Below are 18,475 nucleotides of genomic sequence, written 5' to 3' on the forward strand. Positions count from 1 at the left end.
ATGGCGCGTTATCAGGGTTGGTTTGCCCTTGTTCTTGCCCTGGCCATTGCCGCCGGGATGTTTTTGGTTCGTACTCCGCTGGAACTGGGCCTCGATCTGCGAGGCGGCAGTCAGCTCACTGTTGAGGTGAAGCCGGCCGGGGAGATCACCCGTGTCGGCTCTGAGGAAATGGAAGCGGTGAAAGCCGTGCTCGATCGCCGGGTTAACGGCCTCGGTGTAGCCGAGTCGACCCTGCAGACCGTGGGTGAGTCGCAGCTGGTGTTGCAGCTCCCCGGCGAACAGGATCCCACCGCTGCTGCGAGAGTTCTTGGCGACACGGCTCTGCTCGAGTTCCGTGCTCAGAAGCCCAACACTGAAGCTGAATTCCGTGGTCTGAGGCAGCTCCGCTCCCAGGTGGAAGCCATTCTCAAGCTCCGTGAGGATCAGATCCGACGCGGTGAAACGCCAGAGCCGCTGGATTTGGATCAGCTCCAGACAACCCGTGATGCCCTGGGGCTTGAGGGCCAGGCCACCTCGGAGGAAGAACAGCTGCGCGACCTGCTCGCGAAGGTCGACGCCGATCTGCTCACAATGCTTGAACCGGCCTCGCTGACGGGTAAGCAGCTTGTGACGGCCGGTCGCCAACCGCTGCAGAACAACCCGAACAGCTGGGAAGTGACGCTCAACTTCGACGGGGAGGGGGCAGAGGCTTTCGCTGATCTCACCAAGTCGATTGCAGGCACTGATCGATTGCTGGCGATCATCTTGGATGACCAGCTGATCAGTGCCGCCAGTGTTGGTCCCCAGTTCCAAAGCGCTGGAATCTCAGGTGGTGCAGCCACCATCAGCGGCAATTTCAGTGCGGAAACGGCCCGCGAACTGGAGGTGAAGCTGCGCGGCGGCTCTTTGCCTCTCCCCGTTGAGGTAATCGAGGTCCGCACCATTGGCCCCACACTTGGGGCTGAAAACATCCGTCGCAGCCTGGTGGCTGCCCTCTCTGGCCTGGCCTTGGTGGCCGTGTTCATGGTGGTGGCCTACCGCCTGCCTGGAGCTGTTGCTGTGATGGCTCTCAGCCTGTATGCCCTGTTCAACCTGGCGGTGTATGCCCTGATCCCCGTCACCCTCACCCTGCCGGGAATCGCTGGATTCATCCTTTCGATTGGCATGGCTGTGGACGCCAACGTTCTGATCTTTGAGCGGATCAAAGATGAGCTGCGGCGAGGTAACACCCTGATCCGCTCGATTGATACCGGTTTCTCCGAGGCGTTTTCATCGATCGTTGACGGTCACCTGACCACGTTGATCAGCTGCGCCGCGCTCTTTTTTCTTGGCACTGGCCTGGTCAAGGGCTTCGCGGCGACCCTGGGCATCGGTGTGTTGCTCAGCCTGTTCACCGCCCTCACCTGCACCCGAACCCTGCTGCGTTTCCTGATGGGATATTCCGGTCTTCGTCGTCCCAGCAATTTCCTGCCCGCTCGGCAGCTTCCTTCTTCCTCCGCTTGAACCATGACTGAAGCGTCGTCATCGGCAACAGCGGCAGAGGTCCGTAACTTGCGCTGGTCACTTAGCAGCATGCGCCGAAGGGTGTGGCTGATCTCTGGCTTTGTCGTCGCGGTCAGTCTGCTGGGCTTGCTGCTCAGCTGGTTGGATCCCTCGATTCGGGCACCCCTGCGTCCGGGCTTGGATTTCACCGGTGGAACTCAGATTCAGCTTGAGCGCAGTTGTGATGGGTCGTGCGGAGAGCTCAAGGCGATTGCCGTATCCGATGTGATTCGCACGATGGAGCTGCCGCTCGAGGAGGGCCAAGCTCTTCCCAACCTCGGGGCGCCCCGGGTTCAGCTGTTGGATGGTGGTCAGTCGCTGCTGTTGCGCCTGCCAACGCTGTCGGCTGCCCAGGGCCAAGCGGTGATTCAGGTGGTCGAACCGATTGCAGGACCGTTCCTCGCCGGTGGTCAATCGGTCGACACCATTGGCCCCAGCTTGGGCCGTCAACTGCTCCGCAGCAGTCTGATTTCGCTGCTGGTGGCCTTCAGCGGTATCGCTGCTTACATCAGCTTCCGTTACGACCGTCGCTATGCCTTTCTTGCACTGGTGGCGCTGGCTCATGACGTGGCCATCGTTTGTGGGGTGTTTGCCTGGCTTGGGGTTGTGCTCCAACTGGAGGTCGACAGTCTCTTTGCCGTCTCCCTGCTGACGATTGCCGGGTACTCGGTGAACGACACGGTCGTGGTGTTCGATCGCATCCGGGAACGCAGCAACGATGCGGCCGATCTTCCGTTGTCGTTGCAAGTGGATCAAGCGGTGTCGGCCACGTTGACCCGCACCCTTTACACCAGCGGAACCACGTTGCTCCCCCTGCTGGCCCTGGTGTTCTTCGGTGGGGCAACGCTCTATTGGTTTGCCATCGCCCTGGCCCTGGGGGTCGTGGTCGGCTCCTGGTCAAGCATCGCCCTGGCACCGTCGCTGCTCACTCTCTGGGACCGCTCCCGTGACTAATCACAGCGGCGACTCTCAACGGCGTCGCCATCCGGCACGTTGGTTTCCGATTCTGTTGATCCTGCTGGCCCTGGGTGATCTGCGCACCGAAGTGCAGCTGCTCAGCGATCAGTTCACAGTCACAGGATTGGGGTATGCGATTCGGCATCACCAGTTGGCTGTGGTGGTGCTGCTGGGTTCGCCGTCCCTGTGGCGTCGCTTCGGCTAGCCGGAGCCATTCCCGAATTCGCGCCAGATTGAATCCCAGGTGCGTTGTTTCACATCGGCGTTCCAACGCCCCTGGCTGTGGGTGGAGGTCCACCACGACTCGAACAGATCGTGGGCTTCCTCGTGAAGCAACTCCGGATCGAGGTTCTCGCGAACCAGCTGCATCACGGCCTGCCTCAGTTCCTCATAACGGGAGAAATTGAAGATGACGTCCAAGCCTGTTCGTCTCAAGACCTGTTGGACACATTATTGGATTGAAGGCCTTGAGATGGGTGCTGTCGGTATCACTCTGAACGTCATTGCCTGTTGAGCCTGAGCTACGACTCAACTGGTTGCTCAGGTTCCATGGAGTTGAATCCTGGTCTAAGCGAAGTTGTGATTGGGCTGCGTGCGGAGGTTGAGGCGCTGAAGGCTCGGCTGCACAAAATTGAACGGGGTCAGGAGGTCGCTGTCTCTGCGGCCTATTGGCAGGCGGTTGAACGAGAGCGTGATTCGAGCGAGAAAAAGAAGCGTCAGCTGCTGTAAGGGGTTGCTCAGCCTTGCCCTGATGCGCTTGCCGTTGTCTTGGGGCAAAAAAATTGGGACCCTCTCCAAAGAGTCCCAAGGCTCGACGCGTCGCTCTCACGACCCAGTAAAAGTACTTAGTCAGACCTGGTCTTAGGTGTGACCCTTGCTACTGGATGTTCGAGCCGATACAGGGGAGGAGTCTGTGTTCAGGCCCAGCGATCCATGATCTGCTGCACCACCACCCGCTGCATCAGCACCTGAAGCACCACCACCAGGGGTAGGGCAAGCAGCACTCCCGGAAGCCCCAGCAGTGCACCAAGGCTGAGCTGGGCCGTCAGGGCCACGGTGGGCAGCAGATTCACGGTTTTGCGCAGCAGCAACGGCGTGAGCAGAAAGGCCTCCAGGTTCTGCAGCACCAGTCGAAACACCAGCACCGACACCATCAATTGCGGCGATTGCAGCAGTGCTAATCCCGTCGGCAAAAGGGTTGCCGCCGTTGGTCCGATGGTCGGCACGAAGGTGAGCAGACCGCAGACCAGAGCGCTCAACAGGGCCAGGGGTGCTTTGAGCAGCAACAGTCCGCCCCAGGTGAGCAGAAACACGGTGGTGGCGGAGAGGGTCATGCCGCTGAGCCACCCCCCCAGTGCCTGCCGGCATTCATCCAGCAATTGCTCCATGCGCTTACGGGCAGGGCGCGGCGTCACGGCGACCACCATGCGCCGATGGGCACTGGGATCCAGGGCCAGCAAGATGGCGAGTAGTGCCATCAGGAAGACCTGAATCAGCGAATTCGCTGCACCTCCTGCAAAGCCCAGCAACGGCTGTAGCCCTTTCAGATTGAGGCCCTGCCCCACTGCTTCATTCAGCTGAGCCAGACGCGGCTCGCTGCTCAGCAGCTCCGACACCTTGCTGAACAATTGCGGCAGATCTCGCCCCAATTGCTGGAACTGGCTAATCAGTTCCGGTACCAACAGCTGTCCCAGCAAGCCTCCGGCTAACAGCAAAATCCCCAGCACAGCAGCCAAGGCTTGGGGGCGGTCCAGCCGGGTTTTTTTCTGAAGCTGAACAATCAGCACATCCAGAGCCACTGCCACCACCACGGCGCCAAACAGCACAAGGAGCACCCAGCGCAGGTGCCAGAGCAGCAGCACCAGCACCACAAGGGTGAGGGCAACGAGAAACGTGCCGGCTGTCATCGTGCCGGCTCCAGACGTTTCCAGCGGTCCAGCACATCGTGGATCAGCACCTCACGGATGATCACCTGCAGCACCACCGCCAGCGGCAGCGCCATCAACAGGCCGAGAGGTCCGAACAGCAACGTGAATAGAAATTGCGCTGCCAGGGTCAACCCGGGCAGCAGCCTCACCTGGTGATGCATCACCGACGGGGTGATCACGTAACTCTCAATGTTCTGGATCACCACGTAGGCCCCCAGCACCGCTGCTGCCTTCCATGGGGCATCCAGGAGAGCCACGGCCATCGGAAAAATCGTGCTCATCGTTGGCCCCACATTGGGGATCACGTTCAACAGGCCTGCGAGCAAAGCATTGGCCAGAACAAGTTTCACGCCCAACAGCGTCAGAGCGATGCTGCAGAGCACAAACACCGCCAGGGAGCTGATCAGCACACCCACCATCCAACTGCTCAGGGCAGCACCGCATTGATCCAGGATGCGTCGCCCACGGCGTCGATAGAAGGAGGGGATCAGCTGAAGCCCCACGTTGCGATAGGCCTGGGGCTGGATGCTGATCATCAGAGCAACCGCCAACACAAACAACAGGCGCAGAAGGCCATTGCCGAGATTTCCTGCCAAACCGAGCAGACCCAGCAAGCCGCTGCCTACGCCTGCTGCCAGTGATGAACCATCGGGCACGAGCTGTCGAGGCCCGTTGAGCTCAAGTTCATCGATGTCGGGAAATGCGTCAGTGCCATAGATGGCCTCACTGATGGTGTCGATCCAGTCGACCCCCATGCGTACAAGGGTTTGTCCAGCTTCAGGCAGCTTTTGCAGCAGCAGTGAAAATTCCTCGAGGAAGGGCGGCACCACAACTCCCGCTGCCCCTGCCACGAGCAGGAGCAGCCCGGCGATGCATAGAACCAAAGCCAGAGGCCGTTGCATCGGCCTCCTTTCTCGAAGGATGCCCACAAGGGTGCAAAGGGCCATGGCCAGAACGACTGCTGCGAACAGCAGAAGTAAGAGCTCGCGCAATGACCACAACAAAATGATTGCTGCAATCAAGGCCGTTAATGACAGCCAGTGGGGCAGTCTCAAGCTTGTTGGTCGTCTGCGGCGTCAGTCTGATCGGAATCCTGATTTTGTGAATAACCCATGCCATTGGCATCGGCGTAGCGCTGGGCAAAGCGCATGAACCGTTCGAAATCCTCTTCAGATTTCCACGAGTAAACGGCTTCAAGAGCACTCGCTTTGCCATTCACGAACTTGCCGTTGACTTCCCTTGTGACCATCTCTCCTTCTTCATCAACCATCCACATGCCAGTGATGTCACCCATCGTCTCTGGCGCAATCGCAGCAGGCTGTTCAAAACGGAATGTTGCTTGCCCGGTGCGTCCATCGCGGCTGCGGGTCAGGCGAATATCGGGCACCACCGGCTCGTTGACTCCCCGAAAGAACTGAATCGCTGCTTTGCTCACGTCGTCCTGGCACCGTCGGCAGGGGTGATCTTAATCGGGGATTTCGACGAACCTGCGCTCAATCAGGGTCTGTGTGGCCTCAGCAGCACTGAGTCCTGATAAATCGATGTTGTTGCGCTTGGGCGAACGTTCCAGTTCATGGTCGTAACAGCGGTCGTAGTAGTCGAGCGTGGCGCGGCAGGCGTTGGCCCAGTCTTCCCTGGCAATGGCCTCGAGGGCTTCCTTGGTGCGTTGGGGGCCCAGGCGTCGACTGATCCGCTGGGTTGCCTCAGCGAGAGCAGCTCCCCCCTGATGGCCGTAAACCTGCACCAATTGGTCCACCCGTTCGTTCAGGTCGCGCTGAATCTCCAGAACGGGGGCCTGTTGCATTTGATCGAACAAGGCTTTGGGAATACGGCAGCGGCCCACCTGGATGCTTTCTGCCTCCACCCAGATTGCTGTTGCCCGGTTGCGTTGGTGCTGATCAAGCGCTTCGGCCAATTTGTTTTCGTAGTGCTCAGTGCTGGGTTGGTCCGGCAGGCCCAGGCCGCCGAACGTGCTGCCGCGGTGGTTGGCCAGTCCTTCCAAATCAACAACAGCTGCACCGCGGGCCGCCATCGCCAACAGCACATCTGTTTTTCCAGTCCCGGTTCGACCGCCCATGATGCGGAGGGGCCATGCCTGCTCAAACCGGTTCTGGGTCCAGCGCCGGTAGCTCTTGTACCCCCCTTGCAGAAGCCTGGGTGTGAGATCGATCTGCTGAGCGAGCCAAGCGATACTGGCCGAGCGCATTCCCCCACGCCAGCAGTAGATCCGAGGATCGCCCAGTTGGCGAAGGGGCTCCAGCTGCTGGGCCAGGCTGCTGAGCTTGGGCCCGGTGAGTTCAAGGCCCAGGTGAATCGCTGGTAGTCGCCCTTGCTGCTTGTAGGCGGTGCCGACTTCGGCTCGCTCCTCATCGTTGAACAAAGGCAGGTTGATAGCCCCGGGCCAGTGCCCCTTCGCAAATTCGCTGGGGCTGCGCACATCCACCAGCGGACCTTTCAGCTCGCGAAGCTGCTGGATCTCGATTGAACGTGTCTCGCCCATGCCTGACATAGTGGCCAACACCGAGCCATTTGGGGCCGGTTGCGACTCATGCTCTCCGGTTCCACACCCGCCACCAAACTCAGCGTTGACCAGCTGCTTGATCGTTTCGCGAAGGGAACACCTCGCCAACGTCGCCCTCTGATCAAGCAGATCGCAGCACGAGCTGAAGAGCTGGCTTCCTTCGGGCCAGATCTCCTTTCGGGCTTCGATCCTGCCGGTGATGACTGGGCTGCGGGATGGATTCTGCAGGTGCTTCAACAGCACCAGCCTCAGGCCCTTGCCGGACTGATCACATCCTCTGATGAAGGCTGGCTGAAGGTTGAATCCGCGGTTGGCCTGAATTACGGGCCGTTGCAACAGGAGCTGCTCAACCAAAATTTTGAGGAGGCGGATCGCATCACAAGCCAGTGTCTGCGCGATTTGGCCGGGGATGCTGCTGTGAAGCGGGGCTACGTCTACTTCACCGAAGTGGCTGCGATGCCAGGAATTGATCTGGTGAGTCTCGATCGGCTCTGGACGGTTTTTTCCCAGGGCCGCTTTGGATTTACAGCCCAATCCCAGCTCTTGTCTGCCCTGGATGGCCGTTATGAACGCCTTTGGCCCCGGATCGGTTGGAAATGTGATGGCGTTTGGACCAGGTATCCAGGTTCATTCACCTGGTCGATCGAGGCACCAGAGGGGCACATGCCGTTGATCAATCAACTGCGGGGGGTTCGTCTGATGGATTCTGTGCTTAAACATCCAGCACTTGTTGCCCGCAGATCCTGACGCGGCTTCCCAACAACGGTAAGTTCGAAAGATCGACGTCAACGGGCCCAACTGTGCCGTCCAAGAGGTTTCGCTGGGCTGAGTTCACCTTGCCGTCCACACTGCAGCTTGCCCCTTTGCTGGAGCTGCTCACTTAGCCTGTTGGTTGTGTCCTCACGACTCAACGCGTTGAGCTGGGGTTGCACGAGGCCCTGGTGAATGCAGTCCGCCATGGCAATGCTGAGAATCCAGCCAAGAAGCTTCGCGTTCGGCGGATCCTGACCCCCAACTGGTTGGTTTGGCAGGTTCAGGATGAAGGCTGCGGCCTTCCTCGGCAGTCCCGTTCTGCGTCCCTCCCGACGGCCCTTGATGCCCCCAGTGGCCGGGGGCTGTTTCTGATTCATCAATGCTTCGACGATGTGCGCTGGAGCCGGAGAGGCAACCGCCTGCAATTGGCCTGCCGGCGTCCGGTCAGTGCCGGGGACAGCCAGGATCCCTTAGCTCTCCTTTGATCCAGCCAAGTGCCTGCTGGGTCAGCTCCTCGACATCCTTATTGTCTCCTTGGCGGAGCAGTTGCACCAACGCTGCCGCCAGTAATTCAGCTCCACGCCGCTGGCGGTTGCTCTTCAGTTGATGCCAGTCGCGATCGCCAATGCGGAGCAACTGATGCAGCTCTTCCGCCTTGGCTTTGGCGGAGTCTGGCCATGGTGTCGTGGGTGGTGTCATCCCTTGATCGGCAGATCGATCTAGTTTCGGAGCACGTTGGTGAAAAGGCGTGGAACAGCGCAAAGGCAAACAATGCGGCAGTGAACTGCGTTGGCTGCACCATGCCTCACGTCTCTTGTTGCAAGGGCAATGTCAGGCCCATGTCGGGTCGGGAGTTGCGGGGCGGCGCTGGATTCAGCGCCGCAAACTTGCCGCCAATCTGATCAGCCAGTCACCTGCAGGCTGGGATCTGACACCCCTGTCTGGGGAGCGCTTCTGGAGGGCATTGCGCTTTGGTGGAGCGGGCTTCACCCTGGCTTGGCTGTTGTCGCTGCTCTAACCCGATTAAGCAACCCGCTGGCGATGGGCTTGTTCAACGACCACCAGTGAATTGGAAGCAGGAGCTTCATCCTTGCTGGATCGAACCTCTGAAGGTTGTGCCATGTCCTGACCACGAAGCCAGGCATTGTGCAGAGCCCGACGCCGGCGATCTTCAGAGAGAACAAGACGATCTGCTGCGGCTTGTGGGGTTTCCCCCGGCAACACAGCTGTGCGCAAGCAGATGCCAAACCCAAGGGCTTCCACCTGCACATGACCTTCCATCAGCACCACCTGAAACGTCCAGCCCTGAAGCCAGCGCAACCGAAAGGGATTTGTCATGAAGTTCCCTTTGGAATCGATCTCACCCTATGGCTGGTAGCCGTTCGTGCAAGGGACGCTGTCAGGGAATCCCCTCAGGTGGCCTCAGCGCTGGGCTTGCGTGCCGACCAAACCCTGGTCATGAAGTGGGATTCGGCTGTGATTCCCTCGAAACCAGCATCCACTAAGCGTGCGTCGATGTCGTCACCGATGTAGTCGCGGTAGTAGGGCTCATGGAAGACTCGCCGGAAGTTCTCCATCACTGCGGCGAATTTGGCTGAATCGGCCATCTGCACAGAGTCGGCAAGAACGAAAACGCCGCCAGGTTCGAGTACCCTCCAGGCCTCGTTCAGCACGTTCTGGCGGGCCTGTGCTGGTAATTCATGCAGCAAGAACACGCAGGTCACGGCTTGAACAGACTGATCCGCCAGGGGGAGGGATTCTCCGTTGGCCCGAATCAGTTGAACCAACGACGCGTCCCCTGCATTGAGCCAGCGGTTGGCTTGACGCAGGTACGACTCAGAGAGATCGGTTCCGATCAGCTGTGCGTGGGGGACCGCAGCTCGAATTTGATGCAGTGTCCGGCCTGTTCCGGTGGCCACATCGAGAATTTTCAGGGATCCCGGAGCCCGGTCAGCGAAATGCTTCAAACCGCGTTTGAGCGGTGCCAGAACCCGTCTCCGCATGGCATCTGCCGTGCCGTTGAACAGGATCTCGACCTGCAGGTCATAAAGACCGGCGGAATGATCGCTCAGATAACCATCGGTTTGATGGTGGAAATTCTGGAGGTAATAATCGGGATACAGCGCCGTGTCGGTGTCTCGGGGAAGATCGCGAACGTTGCGCTCACGGCGACGATCCCACGTGGAGGGGAGATCCATCCACACCTGTGGATAACGGCTGACCCAGTCGAGCCAGGGCGCATCGAACAGCAACTGTTCGGGATAAATCCCTTCCTCAGCCTCCTGCCAGTCCTGTTCCTGGAGTTTGTTCATGTCCAGCCGCAATTCCCCAAGCACTTCGGCTGGAACGGATTCCGTCTTGGGAACGGCATCGGGTGCCACCCACTCCATCAACTTGGTGCTCAGCTCTTTATGAGCCAGGCCCGCGATGCTTTTGCCTTGCTGAAGCGTTTGGTACGCAAGCTTGCTCAGGGGCGTTGACGCCATCGCGGATTCAGACAACAGCTCTATTTCAGCGAATGTGACGCCCAACCGTGTGCCAAGCGGTCCACAAAAAAACCCGCCTCCAGGGAGGCGGGTCGTGGATCGAAACGATCGCTGATCAGGCGTCGTAGTACATGGTGAATTCGTGGGGGTGAGGACGCTGACGCAGCTGCTGAACCTCTTCGTATTTGAGGTCAATCCAGTTGTCGATGAAGTCATCGCTGAACACACCGCCAGCAGTGAGGAAGCCACGATCGGCGTTCAGAGCTTCCAAGGCACCATTAAGGGAAGCCGGGACCGTTGCGATCTTCGAAAGTTCTTCCTCTGGGAGTTCGAACAGGTCACGGTCTTCGCCGTCGCCGGGATCGATCTGATTCTTGATGCCGTCGAGCCCGGCCATCATCATGGCGCTGAAGGCCAGATAGGGGTTCGCCAGGGCATCACCGGAGCGGAATTCGAGGCGCTTGGCCTTGGGGCTCGGACCGGTGAGCGGAATCCGCACGGCGGCGGAGCGGTTGCCCTCCGAGTACACCAGGTTCACCGGAGCTTCAAAGCCCGGCACCAAACGCTTGTAGCTGTTGGTGGTGGGGTTGGTGAAGGCCAGGAAGGCGGGGGCGTGCTTGAGGATGCCGCCGATGTACCAGCGGGCGGTCTGCGACAGATTCGCGTAGCTGCCTTCGCCAAAGAACAGGGGCTGGCCGCCTTTCCAGAGGCTTTGGTGCACGTGCATCCCGGTGCCGTTGTCGTTGAACACCGGCTTGGGCATGAAGGTGGCTGTCTTGCCGTACTTCTTGGCCACGTTGCGCACGACGTATTTGTACGTCATTACGTTGTCGGCGGCCTGGATTAGCTCAGCGAATTTCATGCCGAGCTCGTGCTGGCCGGCGCCGGCCACTTCGTGGTGGTGCTTCTCAGTGGGGATGCCCAGTTGCCCCATCAACAGAAGCATCTCGGAGCGGATGTCCTGTGCTGTGTCATTGGGAGCAACGGGGAAGTACCCCTCTTTCACCTGAATTTTGTAGGCAAGGTTGCCGCCTTCCTCAATACGACCTGTGTTCCAACCCGCCTCGATCGTGTCGACGCTGTAGAAGGAGCCACCTTCGGCCGAGTTGTAGCGGACGTCGTCGAAGAGGAAGAATTCAGGCTCAGGACCGAAGAAGGCCATGTCGGCCAGCCCGGTGCTGGCGAGGTGATTCAAGGCACGTTGGGCCAGTGCGCGCGGGCAGCGCTCATAGGGCTGGCCAGTGCGCGGTTCCTGAATCGAGCAGATCATGCTCAGGGTTTTGTGCCGATAGAACGGATCCACCCAGGCTGTGTTGGCGTCGGGCACCATGGCCATGTCAGAGGCTTGGATGCCTTTCCATCCACGGATGGATGATCCGTCAAAAGCAAGGCCTTCAGTGAAGGACTCTTCCTCCAGCAGATCGGTGCAAATCGTCAGGTGCTGCCATTTGCCGTGCAGATCAGTGAATTTGAGGTCGATCAGTTCGATGCCTTCGTCCTTGATCTGGCGCAGGACGTCCTGGGGGGATTTCGACATAAGAAAGGACTGCTCGACTGAATTGTGCAGTGATGTGACCGTAAACAGCCACAAGTCTCCATTTTGTATCAAGGGGTACGTTCCATCAGCCTGGAGTTGACTGCGTAACCGTTTCTGTCAACTTGGCTGAAATGCAGGCCTGCCAAAGGGTTTGCCCGCTTCAACGGTGTTAGCGTCCGCGGGGGATCCTCTGGAGATTCAGGTAAATGCGCGATGCAATCAGCGGTCTGATCGGTCGCTATGACCAGCTGGGTCGTTATTTCGATCGTTCAGCGATCGACAGCATCAATGCGTATCTGGATGAATCCACGATGCGGATTCAGGCCGTTGAGCTGATCAACGGTTCAGCCACCGAGATCGTGCGTGAGGCCAGTCAGCGCCTGTTCCGGGACGAACCCGATCTTCTGCTGCCTGGAGGCAACGCTTACACCACCCGTCGGCTCGCCGCCTGCCTGCGGGACATGGATTACTTCCTCCGCTACGCCAGCTACGCCCTGGTCGCAGGGGACAGCACGATCCTCAATGAGCGTGTTCTCAACGGCCTCGACGACACTTACAAGAGTCTCGGGGTTCCTACCGGCCCCACGGTCCGCAGCATCGTCTTGCTGGGTGAAGTCGTTGCCGAGATGCTTCTCGCCAACGGTGCGGCATCCGAGCAGCTCTCCACCGTTCTTCAGCCGTTCGATCACCTGGCCAAGGGTCTGGGAGAAACCAACGTGCGCCAACGCTGAGCGCAGACGTTCCGCGCAAGATTTGAACAGATTGCAATCGTGCCGCTCTCAACCCTTTCGAGGGGGCCGACTGCGTAGGCTCACCACCACGAACCAATGATCAGGGCTTTGGCGACGACGAACTCTCTTCTTCCTGTTGACGATCGTCACCGCAAAGCTTTTGCACCGATCGGAACACCTGATCGACTTCTTCTCGGACCAGGCCCGTCGAACGCGCACCCAACAGTTCTGAAGGCTCTGTCGCGAACCCCAATCGGTCACCTCGATCCGCTTTACGTGGAGCTGATGGGTGAGGTGCAGGAACTGCTGCGCTACGCCTGGCAAACGGATAATCGCCTCACGCTGCCGATGAGTGGCACCGGAAGTGCCGCCATGGAGGCAACCCTGGCCAACACGGTTGAGCCTGGAGACACCGTTCTGGTAGCGGTGAAGGGATACTTCGGCATGAGGCTGGCCGATATGGCGGGCCGTTACCGCGCTGAGGTCAAAACCATTGAGAAGCCATGGGGAGAGTGGTTTTCTCTTGATGAACTCGAGGCGGCCCTGATCAAGCACAAGCCCGCCATCCTGGCGATGGTTCATGCAGAAACATCCACGGGTGTTTGCCAACCGATGGACGGCATCGGTGACCTCTGCCGCAAGCATGATTGCCTGCTGCTGCTCGACACCGTCACCTCCCTGGGGGGGGTTCCTCTGTATATCGATGAGTGGAAGGTTGACCTCGCTTACAGCTGCAGCCAGAAGGGGCTGAGCTGCCCTCCGGGCCTTGGACCGTTCACGATGGGTCCTCGTGCTGAAGCCAAGATGACGGCCCGTCAGGGCAAGGTTCCGAACTGGTACCTCGATGTCTCTCTTCTGAATCAGTACTGGGGCAGTGATCGGGTGTATCACCACACGGCCCCTGTGAACATGAACTTCGGCATGCGCGAGGCATTGCGCCTGTTGGCAGAGGAAGGGCTGGATCAGGCCTGGGCGCGTCACCGCAGCAATGCGGAATTGCTCTGGAGCGGTCTGGAAAGTCTGGGGCTGTCGATGCATGTGCCGGCCGACCGTCGACTGCCGACCCTCACCACGGTTCGTATTCCTGAAGGTGTGGATGGCAAGGCCTTCAGTCAGCACCTGCTGAACAACCACGGAATCGAGGTTGGTGGTGGTCTCGGCACGCTTGCCGGAAAAATCTGGCGAATCGGGCTGATGGGTTACAACTCCACTCCAGAGAATGTGAATCGTCTGCTCAACCTGTTCGAAACAGAGCTGCCTCGCTTCAGCGGTTCCGTCGCCGCCGCTGCCTGAACCAGCGTTCCAGCTGCCCTCTAGCCTCCGGTTCTCGCACACCGCGAATCACCTTCATCTGGTGGTGGGCACTGGCATGGGTTGAGAGGTCAAGGCTCCCCCCCAGGCCACCGCGCTTAGGGTCCATCGCGCCATAGACCACCGTTCCCATCCGGGCCTGCACCAAGGCCCCCGCACACATGGGGCAGGGTTCGAGGGTGACGATCAGGGTGCAGTGATTGAATCTCCAATCGCCCTGCACCAGAGCTGCCTGTCGCAACGCCACCAGTTCGGCATGTCCGAGGGGGTCCATATGGGTCTGGCGTCGGTTGCGTCCATGTCCAATGGCTCTCCTCTGCCCATCAAGAATCACCGCGGCGACCGGCACTTCTCCTTCCGCTCCAGTTGCCTCGGCCCGCTGGAGCAGAACGTCCATCCAGCGAGTGAAGTCATCCCGCTGATCCACCGCCGTTACACGCTGTTCTTTGAGCACCATCCCACGAGACGCGAAGATCACTGCAGTTCACGGGTCTCCATTGCAAGCCTGCTCCGAGTCTCAGCACCCATCGGATCGGCTTGCTCCGTTCGCCATCCCTTCGGCTGCAGACCCAGTGCTGAGGGACTTCTTGCACCGCAGTTCGGATCTGCTCTGCCGTTGGATCGGCTCCGCTGAACGAACCGGCCCGCTGCCCCTGATGCGCCCCTTGCCTGACGTGGCCCCCGGCCTCGAGGGAGCTGGTGTCGAGTCACTTCTCAATGATCTGCAGCAAGTGATGGATGGGGCTTATCAGCCGTCTCATCCCGGTGCTCTGGCCCATCTTGATCCTCCCCCTCTTACCGCCTCCATCGCGGCGGAGTTGGTTTGCGCAGGGTTAAACAACAACCTCTTGGCAGAGGAACTGTCTCCTGGGCTGACTGGCCTGGAACATGACCTGTGCCGTTGGTTTTGCCACAGGATCGGCTTGCCGGAGGGATCTGGCGGCGTTCTGGCCAGTGGTGGAACCCTGAGCAATCTCATGGCACTGGTCGCAGCAAGGGCGGCCTTGGGTTCGATGCAGCGGGACCCCGTGCTCCTCTGCAGCCAAGACGCCCACGTCTCGATCAACAAGGCGGCCAGGGTGATGGGTCTGTCGAAAGACGCTCTTCAGGCGCTTCCCGTGGCCCCAGGCGGTGGCCTTTGCCTCGAGGCTTTGGCTGAGCGTTTGACAACACTGCAAGCTCAAGGGCGTTCCTGTCTGGCGGTGGTCGCCACCGCTGGAACAACGGTGCGCGGTGCTATCGATCCCATGCCGGATCTGGCATCACTCTGTCGTGATGCACGTGTTTGGTTCCATGTGGACGCAGCTATTGGCGGTGTATTCGCGCTGAGTGCCAGTCATGCACCCCTCATGAGGGGCATTGAACTGGCGGATTCCATCACGCTGAATCCGCAGAAACTGCTGGGTATCACCAAGGCTTCATCGCTGCTTTTGTTGCGGGATCGCACCCACCTCCGTAAGGCCTTCTCAACAGGATTGCCCTACATGCAGGCGCCCACTGCATTGGACCACGGCGGGGAGATCGGCCTCCAGGGCACCCGACCTGCTGAGATTCTGAAGCTGTGGCTGGGTTTGCGCCAGTTGGGAGAGGCTGGTATCGAGGCCACGCTCAGCGGAGCATTGCAACGGCGAGCGACCTTCGCCGCTCAGTTGGATCCAGACAAATTCACGCTGTTGTCGGGTGATCTTCACCTGCTGGCGTTCCAGGCCAAGCAGGGGGGCATTGACGCCGCGGATCGTTGGAGTGAGGAGACCCTCCAGATGCTGCTTTCCAACGGGTACATGTTGTCGAGACCGTTTTACAGCGACCGTTTCTGTCTCAAGGCTGTCTTTGGTAATCCGCACACCAGGGCTCAGCACCTCAGCGACTTGTCCGATCGACTGAATGCATCGCTGGTGTAGAGCCTGATCGTTCACAATCGCCTTCGATAGAGGATCTCCTTTGCCTGAACAGCAGAAAGGTTCACAATGGGTTGCGATCGTCACCGGAGCAATCTCAGTGGCGATTGGAGTGCTTTATCTGCTGCTGATTACGGTTCTGGATGCCCGTGGGCCGATGCTTCCCCCTCCTGCTGAGGCACTGGGCGGGGGGGAAGTCGCCCCGCTGACGACTGCTGAAGCGGCTCAACCACTTGCCGCATTGCACTGGTTAAAAATCGCTGAAGTGACAGTTCCCGCCGGTTGAGTTCAAAGGCCTGTTGCACGACGGTCTGCATCCCTCCGTCGCCCCAGTCTTGGTCCTGCTCGAAGTACCGCATGAAGCTGCTGCCAGCGATTCGGGTCAGCCACGCGGTCACCACACCCTGGAGCACCTGACCAAGCACCAATGTGGGCAAGCTCAGGCTCAGGCTGGTGCCCAGAAGGCTCATCGCTCCTTTAACGATGCCCAGCTTTCCCAGGGTTTGCCCTAAGGACATCGCCAAGTCCTTGGCGCGATCCCGGGACATCTCGACCCCATAGATCTTCGCCATTTCGAGAATCATCTGGGCATTCACCGCCGCAGTACTCAACAGATCCACCCCTGGCAGTGGGTTGGCTGCCACGATCCCAGCGCCCATCCAGCTGTAGCGGTCAATGCAGCGTTTGGCTTCCCGAGAACGCTGGTCGTTCAACAGATCGCGCCCGCGGCTGTCGAGGGAACGACACTGGAGAAGAATGTTGTCAGCAATGAGTTCCTCGCCCTCAGCGTGAAGCACACCGGCGAGGCGCTGCAACAGGTCACTGACGTCAGGCATCGGCTGTAGGGGTTGACGCCCGGGTCGAGGAATGGATTGAGGAGATGCACTGCAGGCCACTACATCGGCAGCGGTGAGACGACCCTGGCAACGCGAACGCAGCACCTGCAGGAGACGTTTTTCCTCCTCAACTCCCCGCAAATCCCGCTTGTTCAACACCAACAGAAGCCGCTTGCCGAGGCCGGCCAGGGATTGCACAACCGCGAATTCCGAGGCTCTTAGATCCCCGTCAACCACAACGATCAACAGGTCGGCGCGAACCGCCCGGCGCCGCGCCGTTTCCTCCCGGCTTAGGCCTTCCTCTCCCGCTTCAAGAATTCCCGGGGTGTCCACGAGCTGCAGACCACGCTCCAAACCTTTCAGGCGCAAGCGGTAGACGCGGCTGGTTTTGGTGACGCCCATCGGTGCACCCACTTCGCCAACCATCTCCTTGAGAAGAGCACGGATGAGTGATGTCTTGCCGCTGGAACCGGTGCCAAAAACAACAACCACCAGATCCCCTCGCTTCAGTTCATCCGCGACGCGATCGCGTTCGCCCTGCAAGCTCTGGCGGCTGATGTCGTCCTGGATGCGTTCGATCAAACGATCCACGTGGCCCAGGCTGGTGGTTGCGGCGTCCCGGCGGTTTTGGGGAGCGGAGCTTGGCTGATTCTGGCGCTGGGGTGGGTGTGACCTCCAGCGTTTCCAAATCGGCCAGCCAACTTGCACCACCACGGTGGACACCAGCACCAGTCCCAAGAGCAGAACCGGCGTGAGCAGCCAGGGAGGCAGGAAGTAACTCAGATCCCACAGCAGGCTGCGGATGGTCTGAACGGCAACACCGATCAGCACCAAGGCCACAAAGGCAACCCCGAGACCAATCAGCAATTTGGTTTGGCGTTTCATGGCTGCTTCACACCGGCCTCAGGGCAACGTTGGGTTAGCCATGGCTGGTGTCACCTCGGCGGGTCCACAGATCGATGGCGAAGCAGAGCACAGCGCAATTGATGGCGATATCCGCCCCGTTGAAGATCGGGAAGTCGATCGGTTCGAGCGCCAGAAAATCGACCACATAACCCAGGCGCCAGCGATCGAGACCGTTGCCCAAGGTCCCGCCAAGGAGCGCCGCTGAGGCGAGCGCCTGCCAGAACGGCAGGACCCGTTGACGCCAGATCCACAGGATCAGAGCGATGCCGACCCCCAAGCTGAGCAGACCAAGCAGAGCTGTGGAGTTCTGAAGGACGCTGAAGGCGGCTCCGGTGTTGTGGACCAACTGCAGGGAGAGCAGGTGCGGCAGAAAGGCAACGTTGTGGCCACCCTTCAAAGCGCTGGACGCCAATGCCTTACTGACCTGATCCACCACGACGATGACCAGAGCAATCAGCAGGGTGGATCGACGCGGCAGCTTCCTGTTCATGGCTCGATGATCAACAGCCGACGCAAGGCAACCGAGAGCACTCCTGCACCGATGCAGAGCAGCATCTGAGCTGGCAGCGGGCCGATGGAAAACTGCATCAGGAGCTCCAAGAATCCAATCGACCATCGCCCCAGGACGGCTCCAATGGCGAGATTGAGAAGACCGCAGACCTGAAGAACAAGGAGTCCCGCAAGGGCAGACAGCGACTGTCTGGGGAGGTCATCCATGCCGGCCTGCTGTGCCAGGCGTCCGGTGAGCCAGGCGGCTGGAACAAACCCCGCCAGGTAGCCGAATCCCGGTTCCAGTACATAGCTCAGTCCGCCACCGCCATGGAACACCGGCAGGCTGAACAGTCCCAGGGTCAGATAGCCCACGGCAGCCATGACACCGGCGCGCGGGCCGCTGACCATGGCGCAGAGGAAAAGGGCCGGCACCTGCCAGGTCACGGGCAGGGGTAGAACAATCGGTTCGGGTGCGGGCAGAAACAACGCGGCCGGCACCAGACCACCGATAAGGATGGCCAACAGACCCACCAGGGCACCACACCAGGAGGCGAGAGCCCTCACATCGACACCTCAACTCGACCCATCCTGCTCGACA

22 protein-coding genes and 1 pseudogene are annotated in these 18,475 nt (G+C 59.8%); 10 read left to right on the forward strand and 13 right to left on the reverse strand.

The features are described from left to right. Genes secD through SynPROSU1_RS06270 form a run of 3 tightly spaced genes read left to right on the forward strand, consistent with a single transcriptional unit; the run spans position 1 to position 2,683 of the window. Positions 1 to 1,482, forward strand: coding sequence for a protein translocase subunit SecD (gene secD / locus SynPROSU1_RS06260; protein WP_186572020.1), 1,482 nt, complete (start codon positions 1 to 3; stop codon positions 1,480 to 1,482). Between the two features lie 3 nt (positions 1,483 to 1,485). Beyond that, the gene (gene secF, locus SynPROSU1_RS06265; RefSeq protein ID WP_186572021.1) at positions 1,486 to 2,475 is read left to right on the forward strand and encodes a protein translocase subunit SecF; all 990 of its coding nucleotides are present in this window, start codon (positions 1,486 to 1,488) and stop codon (positions 2,473 to 2,475) included. Then, complete coding sequence (locus tag SynPROSU1_RS06270; RefSeq protein WP_186572022.1) at positions 2,468 to 2,683, forward strand: hypothetical protein; 216 nt, start codon at positions 2,468 to 2,470, stop codon at positions 2,681 to 2,683. Before secF ends, SynPROSU1_RS06270 begins: the two co-directional genes overlap by 8 nt. Here SynPROSU1_RS06270 and SynPROSU1_RS06275 read toward each other — a convergent pair. Then, positions 2,680 to 2,898 carry a hypothetical protein gene (locus SynPROSU1_RS06275; protein ID WP_186572023.1) on the reverse strand — a complete coding sequence of 73 codons (219 nt, stop codon included), beginning with the start codon at positions 2,896 to 2,898 and terminating at the stop codon, positions 2,680 to 2,682. The genes SynPROSU1_RS06270 and SynPROSU1_RS06275 overlap by 4 nt on opposite strands. Before the next feature lie 129 nt (positions 2,899 to 3,027). Between SynPROSU1_RS06275 and SynPROSU1_RS06280 the strand changes: the two genes are divergently transcribed. Next, positions 3,028 to 3,207 (forward strand): hypothetical protein, encoded by a 180-nt coding sequence (locus SynPROSU1_RS06280; protein WP_186572024.1) that lies wholly within the window; start codon positions 3,028 to 3,030, stop codon positions 3,205 to 3,207. A gap of 188 nt (positions 3,208 to 3,395) precedes the next feature. On the opposite strand, the gene SynPROSU1_RS06285 is transcribed toward SynPROSU1_RS06280, so the two are convergent. The 4 genes from SynPROSU1_RS06285 to mnmH are packed head-to-tail and all read right to left on the reverse strand — an operon-like array spanning position 3,396 to position 6,915. Continuing rightward, on the reverse strand, positions 3,396 to 4,385 hold the full coding sequence (locus tag SynPROSU1_RS06285; protein ID WP_186572025.1) for an AI-2E family transporter: 990 nt from the start codon (positions 4,383 to 4,385) through the stop codon (positions 3,396 to 3,398). Next, entirely contained in the window at positions 4,382 to 5,461 is a 1,080-nt protein-coding gene (locus SynPROSU1_RS06290; protein ID WP_186572026.1) for an AI-2E family transporter, read from the reverse strand. Before SynPROSU1_RS06290 ends, SynPROSU1_RS06285 begins: the two co-directional genes overlap by 4 nt. Then, complete coding sequence (gene psb28 / locus SynPROSU1_RS06295) at positions 5,458 to 5,841, reverse strand: photosystem II reaction center protein Psb28 (RefSeq protein ID WP_186572027.1); 384 nt, start codon at positions 5,839 to 5,841, stop codon at positions 5,458 to 5,460. The genes SynPROSU1_RS06290 and psb28 overlap by 4 nt, the downstream gene beginning before the upstream one ends. A gap of 30 nt (positions 5,842 to 5,871) precedes the next feature. Next, complete coding sequence (gene mnmH / locus SynPROSU1_RS06300) at positions 5,872 to 6,915, reverse strand: tRNA 2-selenouridine(34) synthase MnmH (protein WP_186572281.1); 1,044 nt, start codon at positions 6,913 to 6,915, stop codon at positions 5,872 to 5,874. A 39-nt stretch (positions 6,916 to 6,954) separates the two neighbouring features. Between mnmH and SynPROSU1_RS06305 the strand changes: the two genes are divergently transcribed. Both SynPROSU1_RS06305 and SynPROSU1_RS06310 read left to right on the forward strand, forming a co-directional pair. Next, on the forward strand, positions 6,955 to 7,674 hold the full coding sequence (locus SynPROSU1_RS06305; RefSeq protein ID WP_186572028.1) for a GUN4 domain-containing protein: 720 nt from the start codon (positions 6,955 to 6,957) through the stop codon (positions 7,672 to 7,674). A gap of 53 nt (positions 7,675 to 7,727) precedes the next feature. Continuing rightward, a pseudogene (locus SynPROSU1_RS06310) lies at positions 7,728 to 8,165 on the forward strand (ATP-binding protein). On the opposite strand, the gene SynPROSU1_RS06315 reads toward SynPROSU1_RS06310, so the two are convergent. Further along, complete coding sequence (locus SynPROSU1_RS06315) at positions 8,125 to 8,379, reverse strand: DUF6439 family protein (RefSeq protein ID WP_186572029.1); 255 nt, start codon at positions 8,377 to 8,379, stop codon at positions 8,125 to 8,127. The pseudogene SynPROSU1_RS06310 and the gene SynPROSU1_RS06315 sit on opposite strands and share 41 nt — an antisense overlap. Positions 8,380 to 8,428: 49 nt before the next feature. Here SynPROSU1_RS06315 and SynPROSU1_RS06320 point away from each other — a divergent pair, with 49 nt between their 5' ends. Further along, positions 8,429 to 8,698 carry a hypothetical protein gene (locus SynPROSU1_RS06320; RefSeq protein ID WP_186572030.1) on the forward strand — a complete coding sequence of 90 codons (270 nt, stop codon included), beginning with the start codon at positions 8,429 to 8,431 and terminating at the stop codon, positions 8,696 to 8,698. 5 nt (positions 8,699 to 8,703) lie between these two features. On the opposite strand, the gene SynPROSU1_RS06325 is transcribed toward SynPROSU1_RS06320, so the two are convergent. The 3 genes from SynPROSU1_RS06325 to glnA all read right to left on the reverse strand — a co-directional run bounded on the left by SynPROSU1_RS06325 (position 8,704) and on the right by glnA (position 11,703). Beyond that, entirely contained in the window at positions 8,704 to 9,018 is a 315-nt protein-coding gene (locus SynPROSU1_RS06325; protein WP_186572031.1) for a copper-binding protein, read from the reverse strand. A gap of 74 nt (positions 9,019 to 9,092) precedes the next feature. Further along, a complete protein-coding gene (locus SynPROSU1_RS06330; RefSeq protein ID WP_186572282.1) occupies positions 9,093 to 10,166 on the reverse strand; it encodes a class I SAM-dependent methyltransferase in 1,074 nt (357 codons plus the stop codon). 115 nt (positions 10,167 to 10,281) lie between these two features. Further along, the gene (glnA, locus tag SynPROSU1_RS06335) at positions 10,282 to 11,703 is read right to left on the reverse strand and encodes a type I glutamate--ammonia ligase (RefSeq protein WP_186572032.1); all 1,422 of its coding nucleotides are present in this window, start codon (positions 11,701 to 11,703) and stop codon (positions 10,282 to 10,284) included. A gap of 206 nt (positions 11,704 to 11,909) precedes the next feature. Between glnA and SynPROSU1_RS06340 the strand changes: the two genes are divergently transcribed. Together SynPROSU1_RS06340 and SynPROSU1_RS06345 are read left to right on the forward strand one after the other, a co-directional pair. After that, positions 11,910 to 12,434 (forward strand): allophycocyanin subunit beta, encoded by a 525-nt coding sequence (locus SynPROSU1_RS06340; protein WP_186572033.1) that lies wholly within the window; start codon positions 11,910 to 11,912, stop codon positions 12,432 to 12,434. 96 nt (positions 12,435 to 12,530) lie between these two features. Further along, a complete protein-coding gene (locus tag SynPROSU1_RS06345; RefSeq protein ID WP_186572034.1) occupies positions 12,531 to 13,727 on the forward strand; it encodes an alanine--glyoxylate aminotransferase family protein in 1,197 nt (398 codons plus the stop codon). Here the strand turns inward: SynPROSU1_RS06345 and SynPROSU1_RS06350 are convergent. Beyond that, complete coding sequence (locus SynPROSU1_RS06350; protein WP_186572035.1) at positions 13,699 to 14,202, reverse strand: nucleoside deaminase; 504 nt, start codon at positions 14,200 to 14,202, stop codon at positions 13,699 to 13,701. The two genes, SynPROSU1_RS06345 and SynPROSU1_RS06350, sit on opposite strands and share 29 nt — an antisense overlap. Positions 14,203 to 14,242: 40 nt before the next feature. Here SynPROSU1_RS06350 and SynPROSU1_RS06355 point away from each other — a divergent pair, with 40 nt between their 5' ends. After that, positions 14,243 to 15,646 (forward strand): aminotransferase class V-fold PLP-dependent enzyme, encoded by a 1,404-nt coding sequence (locus tag SynPROSU1_RS06355; protein WP_186572283.1) that lies wholly within the window; start codon positions 14,243 to 14,245, stop codon positions 15,644 to 15,646. Between the two features lie 128 nt (positions 15,647 to 15,774). Here the strand turns inward: SynPROSU1_RS06355 and SynPROSU1_RS06360 are convergent, their stop codons facing one another. Genes SynPROSU1_RS06360 through SynPROSU1_RS06370 form a run of 3 tightly spaced genes read right to left on the reverse strand, consistent with a single transcriptional unit; the run spans position 15,775 to position 18,441 of the window. After that, complete coding sequence (locus SynPROSU1_RS06360) at positions 15,775 to 17,364, reverse strand: YcjF family protein (protein WP_186572036.1); 1,590 nt, start codon at positions 17,362 to 17,364, stop codon at positions 15,775 to 15,777. A 34-nt stretch (positions 17,365 to 17,398) separates the two neighbouring features. Continuing rightward, the gene (gene lspA / locus SynPROSU1_RS06365) at positions 17,399 to 17,875 is read right to left on the reverse strand and encodes a signal peptidase II (RefSeq protein ID WP_186572037.1); all 477 of its coding nucleotides are present in this window, start codon (positions 17,873 to 17,875) and stop codon (positions 17,399 to 17,401) included. Next, the gene (locus SynPROSU1_RS06370; protein ID WP_186572038.1) at positions 17,872 to 18,441 is read right to left on the reverse strand and encodes a biotin transporter BioY; all 570 of its coding nucleotides are present in this window, start codon (positions 18,439 to 18,441) and stop codon (positions 17,872 to 17,874) included. Before SynPROSU1_RS06370 ends, lspA begins: the two co-directional genes overlap by 4 nt. Between the last annotated feature and the right edge of the window lie 34 nt (positions 18,442 to 18,475).

It is taken from the genome of Synechococcus sp. PROS-U-1, from assembly GCF_014279755.1.
In the GTDB taxonomy this organism is placed as follows: domain Bacteria; phylum Cyanobacteriota; class Cyanobacteriia; order PCC-6307; family Cyanobiaceae; genus Parasynechococcus.

What these genes read in the sequence shown, in the direction of transcription:
- SynPROSU1_RS06285 (WP_186572025.1), bottom strand. Translation starts at nt 4,385, where the DNA reads ATGACAGCCGGCACGTTTCTCGTTGCCCTCACCCTTGTGGTGCTGGTG.
- SynPROSU1_RS06330 (WP_186572282.1), bottom strand. Translation starts at nt 10,166, where the DNA reads ATGGCGTCAACGCCCCTGAGCAAGCTTGCGTACCAAACGCTTCAGCAA.
- SynPROSU1_RS06360 (WP_186572036.1), bottom strand. Translation starts at nt 17,364, where the DNA reads ATGAAACGCCAAACCAAATTGCTGATTGGTCTCGGGGTTGCCTTTGTG.
- lspA (WP_186572037.1), bottom strand. Translation starts at nt 17,875, where the DNA reads ATGAACAGGAAGCTGCCGCGTCGATCCACCCTGCTGATTGCTCTGGTC.
- SynPROSU1_RS06325 (WP_186572031.1), bottom strand. Translation starts at nt 9,018, where the DNA reads ATGACAAATCCCTTTCGGTTGCGCTGGCTTCAGGGCTGGACGTTTCAG.
- SynPROSU1_RS06315 (WP_186572029.1), bottom strand. Translation starts at nt 8,379, where the DNA reads ATGACACCACCCACGACACCATGGCCAGACTCCGCCAAAGCCAAGGCG.
- secD (WP_186572020.1), top strand. Translation starts at nt 1, where the DNA reads ATGGCGCGTTATCAGGGTTGGTTTGCCCTTGTTCTTGCCCTGGCCATT.
- SynPROSU1_RS06345 (WP_186572034.1), top strand. Translation starts at nt 12,531, where the DNA reads ATGATCAGGGCTTTGGCGACGACGAACTCTCTTCTTCCTGTTGACGAT.
- secF (WP_186572021.1), top strand. Translation starts at nt 1,486, where the DNA reads ATGACTGAAGCGTCGTCATCGGCAACAGCGGCAGAGGTCCGTAACTTG.
- SynPROSU1_RS06350 (WP_186572035.1), bottom strand. Translation starts at nt 14,202, where the DNA reads ATGGTGCTCAAAGAACAGCGTGTAACGGCGGTGGATCAGCGGGATGAC.
- glnA (WP_186572032.1), bottom strand. Translation starts at nt 11,703, where the DNA reads ATGTCGAAATCCCCCCAGGACGTCCTGCGCCAGATCAAGGACGAAGGC.
- SynPROSU1_RS06280 (WP_186572024.1), top strand. Translation starts at nt 3,028, where the DNA reads ATGGAGTTGAATCCTGGTCTAAGCGAAGTTGTGATTGGGCTGCGTGCG.
- SynPROSU1_RS06340 (WP_186572033.1), top strand. Translation starts at nt 11,910, where the DNA reads ATGCGCGATGCAATCAGCGGTCTGATCGGTCGCTATGACCAGCTGGGT.
- mnmH (WP_186572281.1), bottom strand. Translation starts at nt 6,915, where the DNA reads ATGTCAGGCATGGGCGAGACACGTTCAATCGAGATCCAGCAGCTTCGC.
- SynPROSU1_RS06305 (WP_186572028.1), top strand. Translation starts at nt 6,955, where the DNA reads ATGCTCTCCGGTTCCACACCCGCCACCAAACTCAGCGTTGACCAGCTG.